Raw genomic sequence first — 20,296 nt, forward strand, 5'->3', positions numbered from 1 at the left:
CCTGTTGCTCTGGCATGGCTCACAGCACGCAGAGTTCTATTTGTTATGACTCCTCACGGTGCCCATCGGCACCCATGCCCACCTGTGACGCTCCGACGGCAACCGCGATATTGACTAGCGTTCCGGCAGGAACTTCAGGGGGTCCTGAGGCTGGCCATCCTTGCGCACCTCGAAGTGCAGCCTGGCGCTTTCGGCATCGCTATCACCCATCGTGGCGATCACCTGACCGGCTTCGACCACATCGTTCTCCGTCACCCGGAGGCTGTCGTTGTGGGCATAGGCGCTCAGGTACTGGTCATTGTGCTTGAGCAGGATGAGGTTGCCATAGCCCCGCACCCCGCTGCCGGCATAGACCACGATACCAGGTCCGGCTGCTCTGACAGGTTGCCCCTTTTGCCCGGCGATATCAATGCCGGCGGTTATGCTGCCGCCTTCACCGAAGCGACCGACCAGCTCACCGTCTGCGGGCCACTGCCAGGGGACCTCTGCTACCGGTGTATAGCCGCGACCATTGCTCTCGGGCTGGCGTTCAGGCTCCCCCGCCACCTCGGTGCCCGCATCCTGCGGTTGAGCTTCCGGTTGCGGCTCGGGCTCGGGCTCGGGTTGCACGGCGGTGGCTGCTTCGGGCTCGACGCTGGGCTCCGGCGGAGTCTGCGGCTGGCTTTCAGGCTGAGTCGGGCCCTCGGCAATGCTCTGCGCCCCGGCTATGGCAGTATCACTGGGAACGCCCTCCTCCGCGGAGAGTGGCTCGGCCGTCAACCTCCGGTTACGCTCGATGGCTTCTTCGTCGGGCAGCAGCCAGTCGTCATCCCCCGTTTGAGCCGCCGTGCCGCCGCCGAGAGCCGTCGCCGTCGCGACCTGGCCTTGCCCCAGCTCACCCGAGCGAGACTCCCCGGACGACGCCGCCGCAGCGTCGCTCAGACGTAGCTGCTGGCCGGGTTGGATACGGTAGGGCGGGCCGATCTGGTTGAGCCTGGCCAGATCGCGATAGTCCATGTCATGGCGCCAGGCGATACCGTACAAGGTATCGCCGGCCTCGACCGTATAGTGGCTGGCCGGAGTACTTTCGCGGCTCACCGACAGGTCGCGGACCTGGGGAGTGGAATACTCCTGTTGAGCGGCACAGCCAGCCACTGCCATGGCAACGGCCGAGACGAGAAATACCTTACGCATTGGAGCCCTCCTTCTTGTCAGACGATTTGCGAGAGCCGTTGTCGGCCTTGCCAGACTCCCCGCCCCGCGAATGGCGACCCAACGCCAGGACCAGCACGCCACCGGCCGCCATGGCGATCACCACGGGAACCAGCAGAGCAGGCTCCCCGGTCAGGTTGGCGTAGTCGCCGGGTGTCAGATAGCGGTACTCGAGCGGGATCACCTGCGACTCGGGCCCGAGCTGGTAGCGTATCAGCTCCCGCCAGGGCCACAGTACCGGCAGCGAGCCGACGATGAAGCCAATCAACAGCTGCAGTGTTGCGGTGTGGTGGTAGCGCAGCAGCCAGGAAAGCAGCCGCGAGAAACCGAAAAGACCAATCAGGCAACCCACCGCGAAAGTCGAGAGCAGCGCCAGATCGAAGCTCCGGATCCCCTGCATCACGGTGCCGTAAAGCCCCATGGTCAACAGCAGGAAACTGCCGGATACGCCGGGCAGCAACAAGGCGCTGATGGCTATGGCACCGCCGACAATCAACACCAGCGAGGGACTACCCAGCTGTGTGACCAGCGGCATCAGCGACGGCAGTCCATGAGCCAGCAACAGGCCCAGAACCAGCGGGATCAGGTGCCAGAGCTTCCAGTCGGCGGGATGACGGCTCACCACGATGGCCGAGGCCGCCACCAGGCCGAAGAAGAAGCCGTTGAGCAGCAACGGGTAATCGTCCATGAGCCAGACGACCAGATGCGCCACGCTGACCAGACTGGCCCCGATACCGAGCAGCAGCGGAATGGCAAAGGCCAGATTGAGATGGGCGAAGAGCGCCGCCAGGCCACCGCGTCGCCAGGCCGTGAAAGCACTAGGACCGAACTGCTTGATGGTATGAATGAGTTCCTCGTAGATGCCCGTGACGAAGGCTATGGTGCCACCGGAGACTCCGGGCACGGCATCGGCCGCCCCCATCCCGGCCCCCTTGAGAAAGGTACTGAATTGTCGCTTCAACGAATCACTCCTTGCAGCAGCGGCACGAAGCGTACGCGCTCGAGCCGCTGAACCTCATGTTGAGCCCCCATTCGGCGCACCCGGGTCAGCCACTGTTCGCCGTCGGGGTCGGCCAAGGGCAGAATCATCACACCCGCTTCACTGAGCTGCGAAATCAGCAGCTCGGGCAACTCGTGGGCGCAGGCGGTGAGCAGCACGACATCGAACGGCGCCGCCTCCTGCCAGCCGTGTCCGCCATCGGCCAGGCGCAGGCGCGCGTTATGCGCCTGCAACAGGCGCAACCGCTTCGCCGCCCGGTGATGCAAGGCATTGATTCGTTCGACAGACCAGAGTTCCGGCACCAGGCGGGACAGGATCAGCGTCTGGTAGCCGGAGCCGGTACCGATCTCCAGCACCCGCCCCGGGTTTTCCTGCATCACCAGCTCCGTCATCCGCGCCACCATCCACGGCTGGGACAAGGTCTGGCCGTGGCCGATGGGCAACGAGGTATCCTCGTAGGCGCGGTGAGCCAATGCCTCGTCGAGAAAGAAATGACGTGGCTCTGCGGCCATCACCCGGAGGACTCGTTCGTCGGCGACCCCTTGCCTTGCCAGGCGCGCCACCATGCGGTCGCGGGTTCGCTGCGACGTCATGCCGACGCCGCGCAGCAGTTCGGGTAATCGTTCAGGTGAATGCATCCAGCCAGCCCTGCACATCTTCGATGGCCGCACGCTGCGTCAAGTCAGTCTGCAGCGGCGTGATCGAAACATAGCCCGCCTCGATGGCGGCAAAGTCGGTATCGGGACCATCATCGGCATTCTCTCCCACTGCCGCAATCCAGTAGCGCAGGCGGCCGCGAGGGTCACGCACCTCCATGGGCCGCTCTGCCGGGCCGCGGTAGCCCATCCGAGTGACGCGAAAGCCCTGGATCTCCTCCCAAGGCAGGTCCGGCACGTTGACGTTGAGCAGGCTGCGAGGAGGCAGCGAGAGCTGGTCGGCCGCCCCTACCAGGCTCGCCGCCACGCGTCCGGCGGTATCGAAGTAACGTGAACCCACCAGCGACATGGCGATCGCCGGCATGCCCAGGTTACGCCCCTCCATGGCCGCCGCCACGGTGCCGGAGTAGAGTACGTCGTCACCCAGGTTGCCACCGTGGTTGATGCCGGAGATCACCAGATCGGGGCGCTCGTCCCACACGCCGTTGACCCCCAGGTAGACGCAATCGGCCGGGGTGCCATCGACACAATGAAAGCCGTTGTCCAGCGACGTGAGCGCCAGGGGCCGATTGAGGGTGAGTGAATTGCTGGCACCGCTTCGGTCGCGGTCAGGCGCCACCACGCGCAGCCGGGCATGGGGCGCCAGGGCGTCGTACAGAGCGTGCAGGCCCGGAGCATGCACACCGTCATCATTGGAAAGCAGAAGTCGGCGCATCCGATCAGGCCTCCGTGGAAAGCGTCAGAGTGGGGTGGTCGATGAGTTCACGCAGCACTGCCGTGGCGAAACTGCCGCGCGGCAAGAGGAAGTCGAGCCGAGCCTCCCTCCCATCCCTCTCGAGCCGCGGCTGATCCAGGCGCATGCGCAGGGCACGCCGAGCCATGCGGACCCCGGCCCGCTCCAGGCCTTGGCAGAGCACAGCATGACGCTCGGCAATGGCGTTCTCGTAGTACAGCGCATCGCCCCTGGCGAGGGACGTGCCCACGCCCCACAGCACACCGGACGGATGCAAATCTAGCCTTGCGGCCCGCTCGCCAAGCTCGGCATCCACGGCATCCACGGCATCCACAGCGAACTGGCTCGCGGTGCCGTCGAGTATCGCCACGTCACCCGACACCAAGTGCCGCCAGCTGCCGTCCGACACCCGCAAGGCCGTGAGCTCATTGAACAGGTAGCTGCGCGCGGCCGAGAGCAGCATGCCCTCACGATCGTCACGCTTGCGCCAGCCTCGCGCCAGCAGCGACCGGGCACGTATCAGGTTACGGCCTGCCGGACCAAAGCGCTGGGGGCCAAACAGATTGGGTACGCCATGTCGACACAGCCAGGCCCAGCGCGCCTCGAGTTCGTCGTTTATGGCCGCCCCCGAAAGACGCAGCTGGAAGCGGTTGGCCCGATGTACGCCACGCTTGAGCTTGCGCGGATGGCGAACCTGCTCCAAGACTCTCACGCCGAGAGCGTCAAGCCGCGCCGCCAGGTCTTCCGGCGCCTGCTGGCCCGGCAAGTGTACCGAAAGCCACTGACGGGTCACGGCAATGCGATCCTTCATGCCCGCATAGCCGATGGCGCGCGGCGTCACGCCACAGGCCCGTGCCAGATGGCGCACGACCTCCAGCGTGGTGAGCCCACGCTTCTCGATCCATAGCCAGAGATGCTCGCCCTGCCCCTCGGGGGCGAAGCCAAGGACCTCTTCCACCACGAAGTCCTCTGGGGTGGCGCGAAACTCCCCGCTGCGCGGAGGGCCGAACTCGGCTTCGCTGACGAGGGGCCAGCAACTCGGCAGCGAGTCACTCACGCGACATTTCCCCCGCACGGGTCAGCAGCACTACGGCCTCGGCGGCAACGCCTTCGCCACGACCGGTGAAGCCTAGCCGCTCGCTGGTGGTCGCCTTGACGTTGACCGCATCCAAGGCAAGCTCGAGATCCTCGGCGATACGCTCACGCATGGCCGAGATGTGGGGTGCCAGCTTGGGTGCCTGAGCGATCACCGTGGCATCGACGTTGCCAACGCGATAGCCCGCCTCGCGCACCAGCGACAGCACATGACGCAGCAGGCCGCGACTGTCGGCACCGGCCCAGGCGGGGTCGGTATCGGGAAAGTGGCGGCCGATATCGCCCAGCGCACAGGCGCCAAGCAACGCATCGCTGATGGCGTGCAGCAGCACGTCGCCATCGGAGTGGGCAACGAAGCCGTGATCGAAGGGGACGGCAACGCCACCAATCATCAGATGGTCGCCCTCACCGAAGCGGTGAACGTCGAACCCATGGCCGATGCGCAGCATCAGGGCGCCTCCTCGTGGGAATGATTGAGCGGGGACATGCCCTGCTGAGCGGCCAGGATGTGCTCCGCCAGCGCGAGGTCCTCCGGGTGGGTAATCTTGATATTGTCGCGTCTGCCCGGCACCAGTCGCGGTGCGAGGCCCAGCGCCTCCACCGCCGACGCCTCGTCGGTCACCACGAGGCCGTTCACCGCGGCCTCGTCCAGTGCCCGGCGCAGCAGGCCGTAGCGAAACCCTTGCGGGGTCTGCGCCTGCCAGAGGCCGCATCGCGACTCCGTCCGAGCCACGCGACCATGGCTGTCGTCGCGCTTCATGGTGTCGGCGACCGGCGCGGCAAGCAGGCCGCCCACCTCGTCCTCGCAAAGCGCGATATACAGGCGTTCGAGGTCCGTCTGCGTCACGCAAGGGCGCGCCACGTCATGAACCATCACCAGATCGCTGTCCGCGGCGCTATCGGCCATGGCAGCCAGGGCGTAGCGCACCGAGTCGACCCGCTCGCTGCCTCCCGGGGTGCGCCGCCAGTGAGAAAAAGGCACCCAGGCGGGATCGAAGTGGTCGTCGTCGACGTCGAGACACAGGCAGAGCCGTGCCGCCGGAAAGGCCCGGTGCAGCCGCGCCAGGGTATGAGCGAGCACCGGGCGCTCGCGCAGGGGCAGGTACTGCTTGGGCACATCCGAGCCCATGCGCCGACCACGGCCCGCCGCCGGCACCACCAGCCACAGGTTTTTACTCATTCGGGTGCCCCGCCCGTGCATCCGTCACGCCGCGCCCTCCTGTACCGCTCTCGGCCCCCACGCCCGGTACCCAATAGAACTGTTCGTCGGTGCGCACCATGCCGATATCACTGCGCGCGCGCTCCTCGATGGCATCGAGGCCCGTCTTGAGATCCACCACCTCGGCGGCCAGCCGCTCGTTGCGGTCGCGCAGCGGCTTGTTGGCCGCGTCGAGCATGGCCACACGCTTGTCTATCTCGCGCAATTCGTGAATGCCGCCGTCGCCGAGCCACAGGCGATACTGCAGCAGCGCCAGCAACAGCAGCAGGGCGATGGCAAGCCACTTGAGCATCGACTGACGTCCTCATGATTCTGAATGGCCGGCATTATGCCATCATCGCCTGCCCGGCTCACGCGCTGAACGTCTCAGCAGCGGTAGGGCAAGGCTCGCTCGGCGGCCCGGCAGTAGGCCTCGACGTGGCGGCGCTCCTCGTCACAGAAGCCGGCCAGGGCATCACGCAGCCTCGGGTCGGCGATGTGATGCAGCGAGCGTAGCCGGCGGGGGGCAAAACCGCGCGTGAGCTTGTGCTCGCCCTGGGTGCCGGGATCGAAGCAGGTCAGGCCGTGAGCCAGGCAGTGCTCGATTCCCTGGTAATAGCAGGCCTCGAAATGCAGGCAGTCGGCCATCACCTCGCTGCCCCAGTAGCGCCCGAAGAGGGTACGACTGCCCTGCAGGCAGAGGGCAGCGGCGACCGGCTGGTCATCGAGGCGTGCCTGAATCAGCACCAGCGCATCGGCCATGGTGCGACGCAAGCGTCGGAAGAAGTCCAGATTCAGGTAGCCATGACGGCCACGCTCGAGATAGGTGATCTCGTAGCAGCGGAAGAAGTGCTCGAGCTCGCGCTCGCCGATCGCCTCGCCGGTCAAGCGATGCAGGGTCAGGCCCTGCTCGGCCACCCGGCGGCGCTCACGGCGAATCGTCTTGCGCCGCTTCGCCGTAAGTGCACTCAAAAAACCCTCGAAGTCGCCGTAACCGCGATCCTGCCACTGGAACTGCACGCCGTGACGCACCAGCAGGTCGGGGCGTGCAGTGAGCCAGGCCTCGACTTCGTCATCTTGGGCGAACAGCAGGTGCCAGCTCGATAGCGCGCTCTCCTCCCACGCCGCGGCCAGAAGCTCCCGGGCCGCCAGGGGGTCGACGTCAGCGGCCAGGGCCAACCGCGGTCCTGGTACCGGAGAGAACGGGATCGCCGTGAGTCCCTTGGGATAATAGCGTCCACCCGCCCCCTCCCAGGCATCGGCCCACGCCCAGTCGAACACGTATTCGCCATAGGAATGGTACTTGTGGTAGTGCGGCATCGCGCCGACCAGGGCATCGCCCCGCCATAGCGTAAGGTGGTTCGGCACCCAGCCGGTGGCCCGTCCCACCGCCCCGCTCGCCTCAAGCGCATGGAGAAATTCATGGCGCAGGAAGGGGTGGTCCTCATCGACCAGCGCGTTCCATTGCGTCGCCGCCACCGCCTCGATGGCTGGCAGCCGCTTGAGAATCAGCTCGGACATGGTGTTTCCGTGAGGCAGGTGACCGAAGCGCCGGCTGACAACTGACCGACAGCCGCCTACATTGTGCCCAGACCTACCCAACCTTTTCCATCGCTGTAATAAAACTACATAGTTTCGGCCAGACACCTTCAAATCTGCCACGCGATGGGACACAATTGTGTAAATTTACATCTATCACCCAACGACGCGAGGTGCTCTTATGGCTCGCCCCACCGCACTAAACCCCACCGTCGAGCAGGTGACCGGCCGCATTCGCGAGCGTTCACGCGAGCGCCGCAAGCTCTACGAAGCGCACATGGCTGCACAGCACAGGCAGGGCGTGCATCGCGGCGAGCTCTCCTGTGGCAACTTGGCCCACGGCTTTGCCGGCTGTGATCACGCCGGCGACAAGGACAGCCTCAAACTGACCAATAGCGCCAACCTGGGCATCGTTTCGTCATATAACGACATGCTTTCGGCCCATCGGCCTTTCGAGAGTTACCCCGAGATCATCAAGCAAGCCGCCCGCGGCATGGGCAGCACCGCACAATTCGCCGGTGGCGTACCGGCGATGTGCGATGGCGTCACCCAGGGTATGCCGGGCATGGAGCTGTCGCTGTTCTCCCGCGACGTGATCGCCATGGCTACCGCCGTGGCGCTGTCGCACAACATGTTCGATGCCGCGCTCTACCTGGGCATTTGCGACAAGATCGTACCGGGGCTGTTCATCGGCGCGGCGCGCTTCGGCCACCTGCCGGCGGTGTTCGTCCCCGGCGGCCCGATGCCCAGCGGCCTGCCCAACGACGAGAAGGCCCGCATACGACAGCTCTACGCCGAAGGCAAGGTCGGCCGCGAGGAGCTGCTCGAGGCCGAGTCGCGCTCCTACCACAGCCCCGGCACCTGCACCTTCTACGGCACCGCCAACTCCAACCAGCTGATGATGGAAATGATGGGCCTGCACCTGCCCGGGGCTTCCTTCGTCAATCCGGGCACTCCGCTGCGCGAGGCGCTGACCCGCTACGCCACCGAGCAGGCCATTCGCAACACCGAGCAGAGCGGCAACTACCGCCCCTTCTACCGGCAGATCGACGAGCGCGCCATCGTCAATGCCATGGTCGGCTTGCTCGCCTCGGGCGGTTCCACCAACCATACCCTGCATCTGGTGGCGATGGCCGCGGCGGCCGGCGTCACCATCGACTGGGACGACTTTACCGCGCTCTCGGCAGTGGTACCGAGCCTGACCCGGATCTACCCCAACGGCAGCGCCGACGTGAACCATTTCCAGGCTGCCGGCGGCATGAGCCTGCTGATCCGCGAGCTGCTCGGGGCCGGCCTGCTGCACGCCGACATCCCCACCGTGTTCGGCACCGATCTCTCCGCCTATACTCAGGAGCCCTTCCTCGAGGACGGCAAGCTTACCTGGCGCGAAGGGCCGAAGGAGAGCCTCGACGCCGACGTGCTGCGCCCGGTCGCCAATCCCTTCGCCCCCACCGGCGGACTGGTGGTGCTCGACGGCAACCTCGGACGCGGCGTGATCAAGGTCTCGGCGGTGAAGCAGGCCAACCGGATCGTCGAGGCGCCGGTACGCATCTTCGACGACCAGAACCAGGTCAAGGCCGCCTTCGAATCGGGCGAGCTCGATCGTGACGTGGTGGTGGTGGTGCGCTTCCAGGGACCCAAGGCCAACGGCATGCCCGAGCTGCACAAGCTCACCCCTTTCCTCGGTGTGCTGCAGGATCGCGGCTACAAGGTGGCGCTGGTTACCGACGGGCGCATGTCGGGCGCTTCGGGCAAGGTTCCCGCCGCCATCCACGTCACCCCGGAGGCGGTGGATCGTGGCCCGCTGGCGCGCCTGCGCGACGGCGACGTGGTGCGCCTCGATGCCGAGCGCGGTGAACTGACCGCACTGGTCGATGCCGCCGAGTTCGCCGGCCGCCCAAGTGTCGACCCCAACCTGGAGCACTACCACTTCGGCCTGGGCCGTGAGCTGTTCGGCGGTTTCCGCCACCTTGCCGCCAGTGCCGAGCTGGGCGCCGGAGTGTTCGGCGGCTTCGAGGACGAGGTACTCTCCCGCGAACTCGAGAAGATCGCCCAGGAGGATCAATGACCCGACCGGCCCTGATCGGCGACATCGGCGGCACCAACGCCCGCTTCGCCCTGGTGACCCCGGGCGAGCACGTGCCGCGAGAGATCCTCGCCCTGCCCTGTGCCGACTATCCCGGTCTGGTGGAGGCGGTGCGCGACTACCTTGAACGGGTCGGGCTGGCCGCCGAGGTTGCACCGCGGGAGGCCTGCCTGGCCTTCGCCTGCCCCATCGGCGACGATCGGGTCACCATGACCAACAATCACTGGTCGTTCTCCCGCCGCGACGTGCAAGCCGCACTCGGTCTTGAGCGGCTCAAGGTGATCAACGACTTTACGGCCCAGGCGCTGGGTGTGCCGCACGTGGCGGCCGACGAGCTGGTCGAGATTCACCCGGGCGTAGCGCGCGAGCATGCCGCCTGCCTGGTGATCGGGCCAGGAACCGGCCTCGGCGTTGGCGGCATCTTTCCCGGCCGGCATGCCTGGATCCCGCTGCCCACCGAAGGCGGCCACGTCACCTTCGCCCCCACCGACGAGCGCGAACAGAACCTGCTGCGACATTTCCGCAACCGCTATGGCCGGGTGTCCGTGGAGCGTATCCTGTGCGGCCAGGGACTGCTCGACCTCTATCTCGCCCACTGCTCGCTTAAAGGTGCCAATCCCGGTTGCCGGACGCCGGCCGAGGTCACCGCCGCGGCCGCAAGCGGCGACGGCATCGCCCGTGATACCCTGCTGAGGTTTCTCAAGATCCTCGGTGACGTCTGCGGCGACGCCGCCCTGACCATGGGGGCACGCGGCGGGGTCTTCCTGTGCGGCGGCATCCTGCCGCGCCTGCTCGACTGGCTGCCCCAAAGCCGTTTCGTCGAAGCCTTCACCGCCAAGGGGCGCATGAGCGACTACACGCGCACCATCCCGGTACGCGTCGTTACCGCTCCCTGGCCGGGATTGCTGGGCGCTGCCGAGGCCCTGCACAACGAAGAAGTGGAATGATAGGGAGAGCGAATGATTCCGCAAAGCCTGCGAGCCCTGCTCGACGACACTGACGGTCAGCGTGAATGCGAGTGGCGAGACCGCCGCGTCTGGCTGGCACGTGAACCTTGGGGCGAGCTGGCCGTCTGTCTGCAAGGCGCTCAGGTGCTTCACTTTTTCCCCGCGGCCACCGCTGCGCGAGCAGGCGTGGTCGAGGCCACGGGCGAGGGAGAAGAGGCGCTGGTGCCCGGCGGCTGGCTATGGGTCACGCCTACGCCCCAGGCGCTGCCCGGCGCCATCCGCGGCGGCATCCCGCTGTGCTGGCCTTGGTTCGCCGACGAGCGCGGCGCCGACGAGAGCCCGGATCGTTCCGGCCCCATGCACGGCCCGGCGCGCAAGGCCCAATGGCGCCTCGACGCGGTGGACGAGCACGAGGGCGGCGTAGAACTGCACCTCTCCCCCACCGAACGCCTGCATAGCCAGCTGGTGCCGCGCACGGTGATCCAGGCCAACGCCCGACGGCTGCACGTGGAGCTGATCACCGAGCACGTCGGCGAGACCCCGGTGAAACTGAGCGGTGCCCTGCACAGCTACCTGGCCGTGACCGACAGCTTCGCCTGTCGCGTCGAGGGCCTGGCCGGCGCCCGCTACCTGGACAAGCTGGCGGGTTTTGCCGAGCGCGAGCAGCAGGGCGAGCTCGCCGTGCGCGGAGGACTCGATCGCATCTATCACAGCAACGCCGAGGTGGTGCTCGACGACGGCAACCGTCGCCTGCGCGTCGCCCGCCAGGGCAGCGACTCGGCGGTGGTGTGGCATCCGGGCGAGACACCGCCCGATGACACATCGGTCGAAGCCGCCAGCCACTTCCTCTGCGTGGAATCGGCCAATACCCGTCTCGATCCGGTATGGCTGGTTCCCGGCGCCCAGCACCTGCTGGGCACCACCCTGTCGTGCGAGGCCGGTTCGTGAAGCCCGCCGGATCGCTGGAGACGCCTTTCCTGCTGGGCATGATGCGCCTGCACGAGGTGACCGACCTGCACCCGCCGGCGCGCCTGGCAGCCTGGGTCGAGGCCCGCCTCGACGAGGGGCTCGAATGGTTCGATCATGCCGACATCTACGGCGACACCCAGGGCGAGGCTCTGTTCGGCAACGCCCTGCGCACGCGCCCCGGACTCGCATCACGCGTCGGGGTCGTGACCAAGGCCAGCATCGTCAACCCGGTGCGCGACGCCTCGCCGTTTCGCGTCAAGCACTACGACAGCTCGCCGACGTACCTCGCCCGCAGCATCGAGGCCTCGCTGGCCCGCCTGGGCGTCGAGCGTCTCGACCATTTCCTGCTGCATCGACCCAGCCCGCTGATGGACGCCGAGGCCACCGGCCGCGCACTGGATGACGCCATCGATGCCGGCAAGGTCGGCGCCGTCGGGGTCTCGAATTTCCTTCCAGACCAGTGGAGGCGCCTGCAGGCGGCGATGCACCACCGCCTGGCGGCTCATCAATTGCAGCTTTCGCTGGAGCATCATCAACCGCTGTTCGATGGCAGCTACGATGCGCTGGTCGGCGACGGCCTGATACCGCTCGTATGGTCGCCCCTGGGCGGCGGGCGAGTCTTCCAGGGTCCGGCCGAACGGCTGCTGATCCGCCTCGCCGAGGAGCTCGGCATGACACCAGCCGGGTTGGCTCTGGCCTGGCTGCGCGCCTTGCCGGGTCGCCCACGACCGGTGATCGGCAGTCTGCGTACAGAGCGCATTGCCGCTTTGCAGGCGGATGCCGAATGCAAACTGGATTCCCCCACCTGGTATGCCCTGCTCGAGGCTGCACGGGGGCACGAGGTGGCGTGAATGCACGCCCACCCGCAACAACGATACATCGTGAGGACACGCATGACGCCCGTGATCGCCTTCGGCGAAGCTCTCGTCGACATGCTTTCCAGCCGCCTCGGCGAGGCGGCCGGCAATGCCCCGGAAACCTTTACCCCCTATGCCGGCGGCGCCCCGGCCAACGTCGCCGTGGCCTGCGCGCGACTAGGGGTGCCCAGCCGCTTCCTCGGCATGCTCGGCGAGGACCATTTCGGCGACTTCCTCGCCGCGGAACTTGCCTCGCATGGCGTCGACCTCTCCGGCGTGGTCCGCACCCGCGAGGCGCGCACGGCGCTGGCCTTCGTCTCCCGCGATGCCTACGGCGAGCGCACCTTCGACTTCTACCGCCCGCCCGCCGCCGACCTGCTCTACCGCCTCGAGCACCTGCCGGCCGGCGTGTTCGCCAATCCCGCCATCGTGCACTTCTGCAGCAACAGCCTGACCGAGGCGGAAATCGCCGAGACGACCCTGTCCATGGCCGACATGGCCGGCCGCGCCGGCTGCCTGGTCAGCGTCGATGCCAACCTGCGACACAACCTGTGGGCCAGTGGTAGCGCCGACATCGCCCTGGTCACCCAACTGATCGACCGCGCCGAGCTGGCCAAACTCTCGACCGAGGAACTCGACTACCTGCGTGCCGACCACCCGGCCGACGCCTGGCTGGCCGAACGGCTCGCTGCGGGCGTAAAGCTGTTGGTGATCACCAACGGCCCCGGCGATGTGCGTGCCGTGGGCGTAGGCAGAGAGCTGCGCCATGCACCTCCTGCGGTCGAAGCGGTGGACACCACCGCCGGCGGCGACGCCTTCATTGGTGGGTTGCTCGCCGAACTGGCCGAGCATGGTATCGACAATGCCTGGTATCACGACGAGGCGTTCCTGCAGCGTGCCCTTGGCACCGCCGCCAACTGCGGCGCTCACGCCGTGACCCGCCCCGGGGCCTACGCCGCGCTGCCCGACCGCCATGATCTGGCCGGATTGAGAGGGTAAGGCTTCAAGAAGCGAACCTGACCGGCAGCCGTCGCCGCAAGGTTCGTGGCACGACCTGCTGCCCTACGCGGTAGTCGCCTTGCGCAGCCGCCAGGGCGCAAGCCAGCGCCATCGCCGCCATGCGGTCGTGGTCCTGCACCGCCGAGTTGACCGGCAGCGGCAGGAAGTCGAGCAGCCGGCTGTCGCCGAAGGTCGCCAGGCGCAACGCCTGCGGCAGCCCGCCCTCCTCGAGCAGCACATCGAAGACCCCGTCGAGCAGCGTGTAGGAGGCCGTGACCAGAGCATCCGGCAGGCCGTCACGCTCGAGCAGCTCGCGCATCAGCCGGGCACCATCGGCGCGGTCGTAGCGCTCGGCGCCGAGCATAAGCGGCTCACCGTCGCGTCCCGCCAATGCCTGCTGGAAACCGGCCCGTCGCTCGCGGCTGATGGAGAGCGCCGGCACCGCATCCAGCCAGGCGATACGCTGTATCGAATCGTCGAGCAGCGAGCGCGTCAGCTGCTCGGCGGCTGCGCGATCGTTGCTCACCACGCTGGCGAAGCGCTGCGGGTCGAACCCACGGTCGACCGCCACCACCGGCAGGCCTGCCTGCAGCAGTTCGCCATAGAAAGGATCGTCCATCGGCAGGCAACTGGCCGTGATCAACACCTCGCAGCGCTGGGCACGCAGCGACAGTGCTAGATCGCGCTCGGCATCCGGCTGATCGTCGGAGCCGACGATCAGCAGCTGGTAGCCCTGTTCACGAGCGCCGCGCTCGAGCCGCTTGGCCAGGCGCGCGTAGCTGACGTTCTCCAGATCGGGCACGATCAGGCCCAGCGTGCGGCTCGAGCCGCGCCTTAGCGCTGCAGCCTGAGCATCGACGCGATAGCGATGCTCACGCACCACCGCCATGACCCGCTCGACGGTGTCCTGGCTGATGCGCCGTTCGGTGGCCTTGCCGTTGATGACGTAGCTGGCGGTGGTACGCGATACCCCGGCCAGTCGGGCGATTTCAGCGAGTGTCATGGGCTTCCTCTATCTGCGGGCATCGATTCTACGCCATGCATGGCCTCTCCGCCCCCTGCGAAAGTCTAAGAAAAGGCGCCTTGCGAAACGAGTTGAATCGTTCCAGCATGATAAACACGATAGGTGACACGATTCAGCTTAACCTCTAGACATCAAGCGCAGAATGAAATCGCAGGCTTTTGCATGTCGCCTAGGCCATCAGGAGATTCGATGATGCTCACGCTACGCCCCGAGGACATCCGCCTCGGCTGTCAGGCCCCCGACTGGCGCGTCGCGCTGGAGCAGGCTGCCGAGTCGCTGCACCAGGCGGGGCTGACCGCTCCCGCCTATCGCGACGGCCTGTTCCAGCGCGAGTCGCAGTCATCCACCTATCTCGGCAATGCCATTGCCATTCCTCACGGGACGCCCGAGAGTCGTGAACACGTGCACACGACCGGCGTGCGCGTGCTGCAGTTTCCCGGCGGCGTCGAGTGGCACGACGGCCAGCGCGTCCATGTGCTGGTCAGCATTGCCGCCCAGAGCGACGAGCATCTCGGCATCCTGCGTCAGCTCACCCATGTGCTGGATGACGATAGCGTCGGTGAGCGCCTGGCCGCCGCAGGCTCCGCTACCGAGGTCGCTGCGCTGCTGTCGAAAGCTGTGGTCGAGGCACGCCTGGACGCCGAGACCCTGTGCCTCGGCTTTCCTGCTCGCGACACCCACGAGCTGGCCCTGGCCGGCGCCGCGCGCCTGCGTCAGCTCGGCTGCGTGGGTAGCGACTTCATGACCGACGTGGCCGAACGCACCTTGGCACCAATGGGCCAAGGGCTGTGGCTGATCCACGGCGAGCGTAGCGTCGAGGTGCCGGCACTGGCCCTGGCAACGCCGGAAGAGCGCCTGGAGCGCGACGGCGAAGCGGTGAAGGGAGTGTTCTGCCTGGCGGCTCAGGGCGACGCCCATCGCGGCCTGCTGGAGCGCATCCTGGCGCTGCTCGACAGCGGTGCCGCAGCCGAGCTGCCCAATGCCGATGCGGCTACCGTGCTGGCCCGGCTGGCGGGCGAGTCGGCCACGGCCCATACCCGTCTCGCCCGGGTACTCAACGCTCACGGCCTGCATGCCCGTCCGGCCAAGCAGCTGGTTCAGATCGCCCGGCAGCAGGGGCTCCCCATCCACGTGCGCCTGGCCGAAGGCGGCGGCGCCGCGGTGCCGGCCACCAGCCTGACCAAGGTGATCAACCTCGGCGCCCGGCGCGGCCAGCAGTTGACCTTCTCCGCCGAGGGAGACAACGCCCAGGCGGCGCTCGACGCCGTCTGCCGGGCCGTGGCGGACGGCCTCGGCGAACAGGTATTGCCCTTCGATGAGAGCCGCGAGCGCATCACGCCCTCAGCGGATACCGCACCTCCGGAACCGCTGCCCGACGACACGCCTCATCAGGGCGTGGCAGCCTCGCCGGGACTCGCCATTGCCCCGGTGTTCGTGCTGCAGACCCCACGCTTCGACTATCCCGAGCGCGCCGCCGATCCCGCCGAGCAGCAGCGGCGCCTGCACAGCGCCATCGACGAGGGCGCGGCACAGCTCGAGGCGCTGGAGCGCGAGGCCCGCGGCGGCGAGGTGGCCCAGATCCTTTCCATGCACGAGGAGATGTTGCGCGACCCGGAGCTTTTTGAAGCGGCCCGCGAGGGCATCCAGGACGGCCGCTCCGCCGAAGCTGCCTGGTGGGAAGCGATCGAGACTGCCGCCCACGCCCAGGAGATGCTCGCCGATCGCCTGCTGGCCGAACGCGCCGCCGACCTGCGCGACGTCGGCCGCCGCGTGCTCGGCATCCTGTGTCAGGTGAGCCGACCGGAGCCGCCGGAAACGCCCTATATCCTGGTCACGGATGACATCGGCCCCTCCGACGTGGCACGGCTCGATACACGCCGGGTGCGCGGCCTGCTCACCGCTCGCGGCGGCGCCACCGCGCACAGCGCGATCCTGGCCCGGGCACTGGGCATTCCCGCCGTGGTGGGCGCCGGCGAGCGTGTGCTGACACTGGCGGGAGGCTGCGAGCTGATCCTCGACGGTGAGCGTGGCCGGGTGATCCCGGCCCCCTCCGCCGCACGCCGCGCCACCGCCGAGCAGCGCCTGGCAGAGCGCCAGCAACGCGAAGCCGAGGCATGGGAAGCACGCTTCGAGGAGGCACGTACCCGCGACGGCCACCGCGTCGAAGTCGCCGCCAACCTGGGCAATACCGCCCACGCTGTCGATGCCGTGGAGCGCGGCGCCGAAGGCGTCGGCCTGCTGCGCACCGAATTCCTGTTCATGGCGCATGCCCAGGAACCGGACCTCGAGACTCAGGTCGCGGAATATCGTGAGGCGCTCGATGCTCTCGACGGCCGTCCGCTGGTAGCCCGCACCCTCGACGTGGGTGGCGACAAGCCGCTGCCCTACTGGCCGGTGCCGAAAGAAGACAACCCCTTCCTCGGCCTGCGCGGCATTCGCCTGACCCTGACCCGCCCCGAGGTGCTCGAGACCCAGCTGCGTGCACTGTTGATGGCGGCCGCTCCCGCAGCGGAGCAGGCGCCGAGGCCACTGCGCATCATGCTGCCGATGGTCAAGGATATCGCCGAGTTCCGCGCGGCACGGGCCATCCTCGATCGCCTACTCGACGAGATTCCCGCGGCCGAGCGGGCCACCGACGTGCAGCTCGGCGTGATGATCGAGGTGCCCTCGGCCGCCCTGCTGGCACCGACGCTGGCCGCCGAGGTGGACTTCTTCTCGGTGGGCACCAACGACCTGACCCAGTACACCCTGGCCATCGACCGCGATCACCCCGCGCTCTCTGCCCAGGCCGACGGCCTGCACCCGGCGGTGCTGCGCCTGATCGAGATGACCGTAGCGGCGGCCCATGCCCACGGCAAGTGGGTCGGTGTGTGCGGCGAGCTGGCCAGCGACGCCTTGGCGGTGCCGGTACTGGTCGGGCTCGGCGTCGACGAGCTTTCAGTGAGCGCGCGGCAGGTGCCGCTGGTCAAGGCGCGGCTGCGCGAGTTCGACCTCGCCGAAGCCCGGGTCCAGGCCGAGCTGGCGCTGGCCCAGGCCACGAGCGAGGCGGTCCGCGACGCCCTGGAGGTGCGCTGATGGCCCGCGTGCTCACCCTGACGCTCAATCCCGCACTGGATCTCTCCGTAAGCCTGGAGCGACTGACGCCGGGGACGGTCAACCGCACCCGCGAGACCCACCTGACGGCAGCCGGCAAGGGCGTCAACGTGGCCCGGGTGCTGGCCGACCTCGGCCACGACGTCACCGTGTCGGGCTTTCTCGGCGCCGACAACGACGGCCCCTTCCTGCGCGCCTTCGAGGCCATGGGCGTGGAGGACGCCTTCCTGCGCGCGCCCGGCGAGACGCGTATCAACGCCAAGCTCGCCGAGGCCGACGGCCGGGTCACGGATATCAACGGCCCCGGCGCCGCCATCGACGCCGCCGCCTGGCAGCGCCTGCTCGACGGTCTCGCTACGCGTATCGGCGACCCACGGCGCCGGCCCGACGCCGTGGTCATCGCCGGCAGCCTGCCGCCTGGCGTGGCGCCGACCGATCTCGCCGAGCTTATCGCCCGCCTGCGGGCAGCCGGGCTGCCGGTATGGGTCGATACCAGCGGCGAGGCATTGACCCGCACCATCGAGGCCCGAGCCACGGCGGTCAAGCCCAACGAGCAGGAGCTCGCCGCCTGGGCCGGCGAGAGCCTCGAGAGCGCCGAAGCACGACTCAAGGCGGCGCTGCGCCTGTATGCCGCCGGCATCGAGGAAGCCGTCGTCTCCGCCGGCCCCGCCGGCGTGCTGTGGATCAGCCGCCGCGGTGCCTGGCAGGCCATGCCGCCGCGCCTGACGGTCGCCAGCACCGTCGGGGCCGGCGATACCCTGCTGGCCGCCCTGCTGCATGGCGTACTCGCGGGTCATCCGCCCGATCAGGCCCTGCGCCTGGCTACCGCCCTTTCCGCCGAATCGGTTCGTCACGTCGGCGTGGGTAACCTCCACGCCGACGACTTCCCGCAACTCCAACAACAGACCCGCGTTCGGCGTCTCAACGACGTCGACGCAGGGGGAGCCCTCGCATGAACGTGATCATCGTTACCGCCTGCCCCAGCGGCATGGCCACCACCTTCCTCGCGGCTCGCCGACTCGAGCAGGCGGCGCAGCGACTGGGCTGGCAGCCCAGCGTCGAGATGCACAGTCAGCTCGAGGCCGTCCAGCCCGTTTCAGCCGACGCCATTGCCGATGCCGAGCTGGTCGTGGTCGCCGCCGACCATCTTCCCGCCGCCGAACGCTTTGCCGGCAAGCGCCTGTTCCAGGCCTCAGCCAGCGAGGCACTGCCCGACCCCGAGGCATTCCTGCAGCGTGCCCGGCGCGAGGCCAGCGACTACACACCACCCGCCTTGAGCGCGACCGCGAGCCCCTCGCCCAAGGCCGGCGCCAGCAGCATCATTGCCGTCACCGCATGCCCCACCGGCGTGGCCCATACCTTCATGGCCGCCGAAGCGCTGAGCGAAGCGGGCAAGAGCCTGGGCCATGCAATTCGCGTCGAGACCCAGGGCTCGGTCGGCGCCCAGGACAAGCTCACCGACGAGGAGATCGCCGCGGCCGACGTGGTGATTCTCGCCTGCGATATCGAGGTCGATCCGACCCGCTTCGCCGGCAAGCGCATCTACCGCACCTCTACCGGCAATGCACTCAAGAAGCCGCGCCCCACCATCGAGGCGGCGCTGGCCGAAGCCGAGGTCGAGGATGCTGCCAACGCTCCGCGCCGCAATGAGGCGAAGAAGAGCCTGAAGGAGAAGGGCGTCTACAAGCACCTGCTCACCGGCGTCTCGTTCATGCTGCCCATGGTGGTGGCCGGAGGCCTGCTGATCGCACTCTCCTTCGTCTTCGGCATCGAGGCGTTCCAGGAGGAGGGCACGCTGGCCGCGGCGCTGATGCAGATCGGCGGCGGCACCGCCTTCGCCCTGATGATCCCGGTGCTGGCCGGCTACATTGCCTACTCCATCGCCGACCGTCCAGGCATAGCCCCGGGCATGATCGGGGGCATGCTCGCCAGCGAGATCGGCGCCGGCTTCATCGGCGGCATTCTCGCCGGCTTCCTCGCCGGCTACGTAGCACTGGCGGTGACCCGCCATGTCAAACTTCCGGCGAGCGTCGAGTCGCTCAAACCAATCCTGATCATTCCGCTGATCGCGAGCCTGGTCACCGGCCTGACCATGATCTACGTGATCGGCGAGCCGGTGGCAGCCATCCTCTCCGCGCTGACCGCGTTTCTCGAGAACATGGGCTCAGCCAACGCCGTGCTGCTCGGCATCCTGCTCGGCGCCATGATGTGCTTCGACCTGGGCGGGCCGGTCAACAAGGCCGCCTATACCTTCGGCGTCGGCCTGCTCTCCACCCAGACCTACGCGCCGATGGCTGCCATCATGGCCGCCGGTATGGTGCCGGCCATCGGCATGGGCATCGCCAGCTTCGTCGCGCGTCCCAAGTTCTCCGAGCCGGAGCGCGAGGCAGGCAAGGCGTCGTTCGTGCTGGGGCTGTGCTTCATCAGCGAGGGCGCCATTCCCTTCGCCGCCAAGGATCCGCTGCGGGTGATCCCGGCCTGCATGCTGGGCGGCGCCGCCACCGGCGCGCTTTCCATGTTGGTTGGCGCACAGCTGATGGCTCCCCACGGCGGTATCTTCGTGCTGCTGATTCCCAACGCCATCACACCGGCACTGTTGTATCTCGGAGCCATCGTCGCCGGCTCGCTGATCACCGGGCTGGGCTACGCCGCGATCAAGCGCGGTGCCGCCCCGGTAGCGGTCACCGCCAACGCCTGATGTCAAAATGACAGCCCCGGCACCTGCCCTCAAGGCCGCCAGCACCATCCAAGATGACATTTGACCCGGCATATGCCGGGTCGCTTGCCTTCGATTCCCTTCCACCGAGTTTTCTGCTCGTGTTGGCGATATACGACCAGCGATAGTGCAATGCAATATTTTCTATACATAAGATATACAAATATTGTATAAGAAACCCCAGGAGCAAGTG

18 protein-coding genes are annotated in these 20,296 nt (G+C 67.6%); 8 read left to right on the top strand and 10 right to left on the bottom strand.

Features of this window, described 5'->3' with window-relative positions:
• Positions 1-114 precede the first annotated feature (114 nt).
• The 9 genes from KPL81_RS01180 to KPL81_RS01220 all read right to left on the bottom strand — a co-directional run bounded on the left by KPL81_RS01180 (position 115) and on the right by KPL81_RS01220 (position 7,394).
• Entirely contained in the window at positions 115-1,173 is a 1,059-nt protein-coding gene (locus KPL81_RS01180; protein ID WP_219790351.1) for a peptidoglycan DD-metalloendopeptidase family protein, read from the bottom strand.
• The gene (locus KPL81_RS01185) at positions 1,166-2,152 is read right to left on the bottom strand and encodes a DUF368 domain-containing protein (RefSeq protein ID WP_219790352.1); all 987 of its coding nucleotides are present in this window, start codon (positions 2,150-2,152) and stop codon (positions 1,166-1,168) included. Before KPL81_RS01185 ends, KPL81_RS01180 begins: the two co-directional genes overlap by 8 nt.
• Positions 2,149-2,829 carry a protein-L-isoaspartate(D-aspartate) O-methyltransferase gene (locus KPL81_RS01190; protein ID WP_209473589.1) on the bottom strand — a complete coding sequence of 227 codons (681 nt, stop codon included), beginning with the start codon at positions 2,827-2,829 and terminating at the stop codon, positions 2,149-2,151. Before KPL81_RS01190 ends, KPL81_RS01185 begins: the two co-directional genes overlap by 4 nt.
• Complete coding sequence (gene surE, locus KPL81_RS01195) at positions 2,816-3,562, bottom strand: 5'/3'-nucleotidase SurE (RefSeq protein ID WP_209473590.1); 747 nt, start codon at positions 3,560-3,562, stop codon at positions 2,816-2,818. Before surE ends, KPL81_RS01190 begins: the two co-directional genes overlap by 14 nt.
• A 4-nt stretch (positions 3,563-3,566) precedes the next feature.
• A complete protein-coding gene (gene truD, locus KPL81_RS01200; protein WP_338035580.1) occupies positions 3,567-4,637 on the bottom strand; it encodes a tRNA pseudouridine(13) synthase TruD in 1,071 nt (356 codons plus the stop codon).
• Positions 4,630-5,124, bottom strand: coding sequence for a 2-C-methyl-D-erythritol 2,4-cyclodiphosphate synthase (gene ispF / locus KPL81_RS01205; protein ID WP_209473592.1), 495 nt, complete (start codon positions 5,122-5,124; stop codon positions 4,630-4,632). Before ispF ends, truD begins: the two co-directional genes overlap by 8 nt.
• Complete coding sequence (gene ispD, locus KPL81_RS01210; protein ID WP_209473593.1) at positions 5,124-5,855, bottom strand: 2-C-methyl-D-erythritol 4-phosphate cytidylyltransferase; 732 nt, start codon at positions 5,853-5,855, stop codon at positions 5,124-5,126. The genes ispF and ispD overlap by 1 nt, the downstream gene beginning before the upstream one ends.
• Entirely contained in the window at positions 5,848-6,186 is a 339-nt protein-coding gene (gene ftsB, locus KPL81_RS01215) for a cell division protein FtsB (protein ID WP_209473594.1), read from the bottom strand. The genes ispD and ftsB overlap by 8 nt, the downstream gene beginning before the upstream one ends.
• 74 nt (positions 6,187-6,260) lie before the next feature.
• Complete coding sequence (locus KPL81_RS01220; RefSeq protein ID WP_219790353.1) at positions 6,261-7,394, bottom strand: GNAT family N-acetyltransferase; 1,134 nt, start codon at positions 7,392-7,394, stop codon at positions 6,261-6,263.
• 199 nt (positions 7,395-7,593) lie between these two features.
• Between KPL81_RS01220 and edd the strand changes: the two genes are divergently transcribed.
• From edd to KPL81_RS01245, 5 genes are read left to right on the top strand one after another with little or no spacing between them, the layout of a single operon-like run.
• Positions 7,594-9,480, top strand: a complete 1,887-nt coding sequence (edd, locus tag KPL81_RS01225) for a phosphogluconate dehydratase (RefSeq protein WP_219790354.1) — start codon at positions 7,594-7,596, stop codon at positions 9,478-9,480.
• The gene (gene glk, locus KPL81_RS01230; RefSeq protein WP_219790355.1) at positions 9,477-10,445 is read left to right on the top strand and encodes a glucokinase; all 969 of its coding nucleotides are present in this window, start codon (positions 9,477-9,479) and stop codon (positions 10,443-10,445) included. Before edd ends, glk begins: the two co-directional genes overlap by 4 nt.
• A gap of 12 nt (positions 10,446-10,457) precedes the next feature.
• Positions 10,458-11,393 carry an aldose epimerase family protein gene (locus KPL81_RS01235; RefSeq protein ID WP_219790356.1) on the top strand — a complete coding sequence of 312 codons (936 nt, stop codon included), beginning with the start codon at positions 10,458-10,460 and terminating at the stop codon, positions 11,391-11,393.
• Complete coding sequence (locus KPL81_RS01240; RefSeq protein WP_338035581.1) at positions 11,390-12,265, top strand: aldo/keto reductase; 876 nt, start codon at positions 11,390-11,392, stop codon at positions 12,263-12,265. The genes KPL81_RS01235 and KPL81_RS01240 overlap by 4 nt, the downstream gene beginning before the upstream one ends.
• Before the next feature lie 42 nt (positions 12,266-12,307).
• On the top strand, positions 12,308-13,270 hold the full coding sequence (locus KPL81_RS01245) for a carbohydrate kinase family protein (protein ID WP_219790358.1): 963 nt from the start codon (positions 12,308-12,310) through the stop codon (positions 13,268-13,270).
• A gap of 4 nt (positions 13,271-13,274) precedes the next feature.
• Here KPL81_RS01245 and cra read toward each other — a convergent pair whose 3' ends face one another.
• Positions 13,275-14,273 (bottom strand): catabolite repressor/activator, encoded by a 999-nt coding sequence (cra, locus tag KPL81_RS01250; RefSeq protein WP_219790359.1) that lies wholly within the window; start codon positions 14,271-14,273, stop codon positions 13,275-13,277.
• A 213-nt stretch (positions 14,274-14,486) separates the two neighbouring features.
• Here cra and ptsP point away from each other — a divergent pair, with 213 nt between their 5' ends.
• From ptsP to KPL81_RS01265, 3 genes are read left to right on the top strand one after another with little or no spacing between them, the layout of a single operon-like run.
• Positions 14,487-17,369, top strand: a complete 2,883-nt coding sequence (ptsP, locus tag KPL81_RS01255; protein ID WP_219790794.1) for a phosphoenolpyruvate--protein phosphotransferase — start codon at positions 14,487-14,489, stop codon at positions 17,367-17,369.
• Entirely contained in the window at positions 17,369-18,343 is a 975-nt protein-coding gene (pfkB, locus tag KPL81_RS01260; protein WP_219790360.1) for a 1-phosphofructokinase, read from the top strand. Before ptsP ends, pfkB begins: the two co-directional genes overlap by 1 nt.
• Positions 18,340-20,085: a PTS fructose-like transporter subunit IIB gene (locus KPL81_RS01265; protein WP_219790361.1), complete on the top strand. Its 1,746-nt coding sequence runs from the start codon at positions 18,340-18,342 to the stop codon at positions 20,083-20,085. Before pfkB ends, KPL81_RS01265 begins: the two co-directional genes overlap by 4 nt.
• The last annotated feature ends 211 nt before the right edge of the window (positions 20,086-20,296 follow it).

The organism is Billgrantia antri, assembly GCF_019430905.1.
GTDB classification, from domain to species: Bacteria; Pseudomonadota; Gammaproteobacteria; order Pseudomonadales; family Halomonadaceae; genus Halomonas; species Halomonas antri.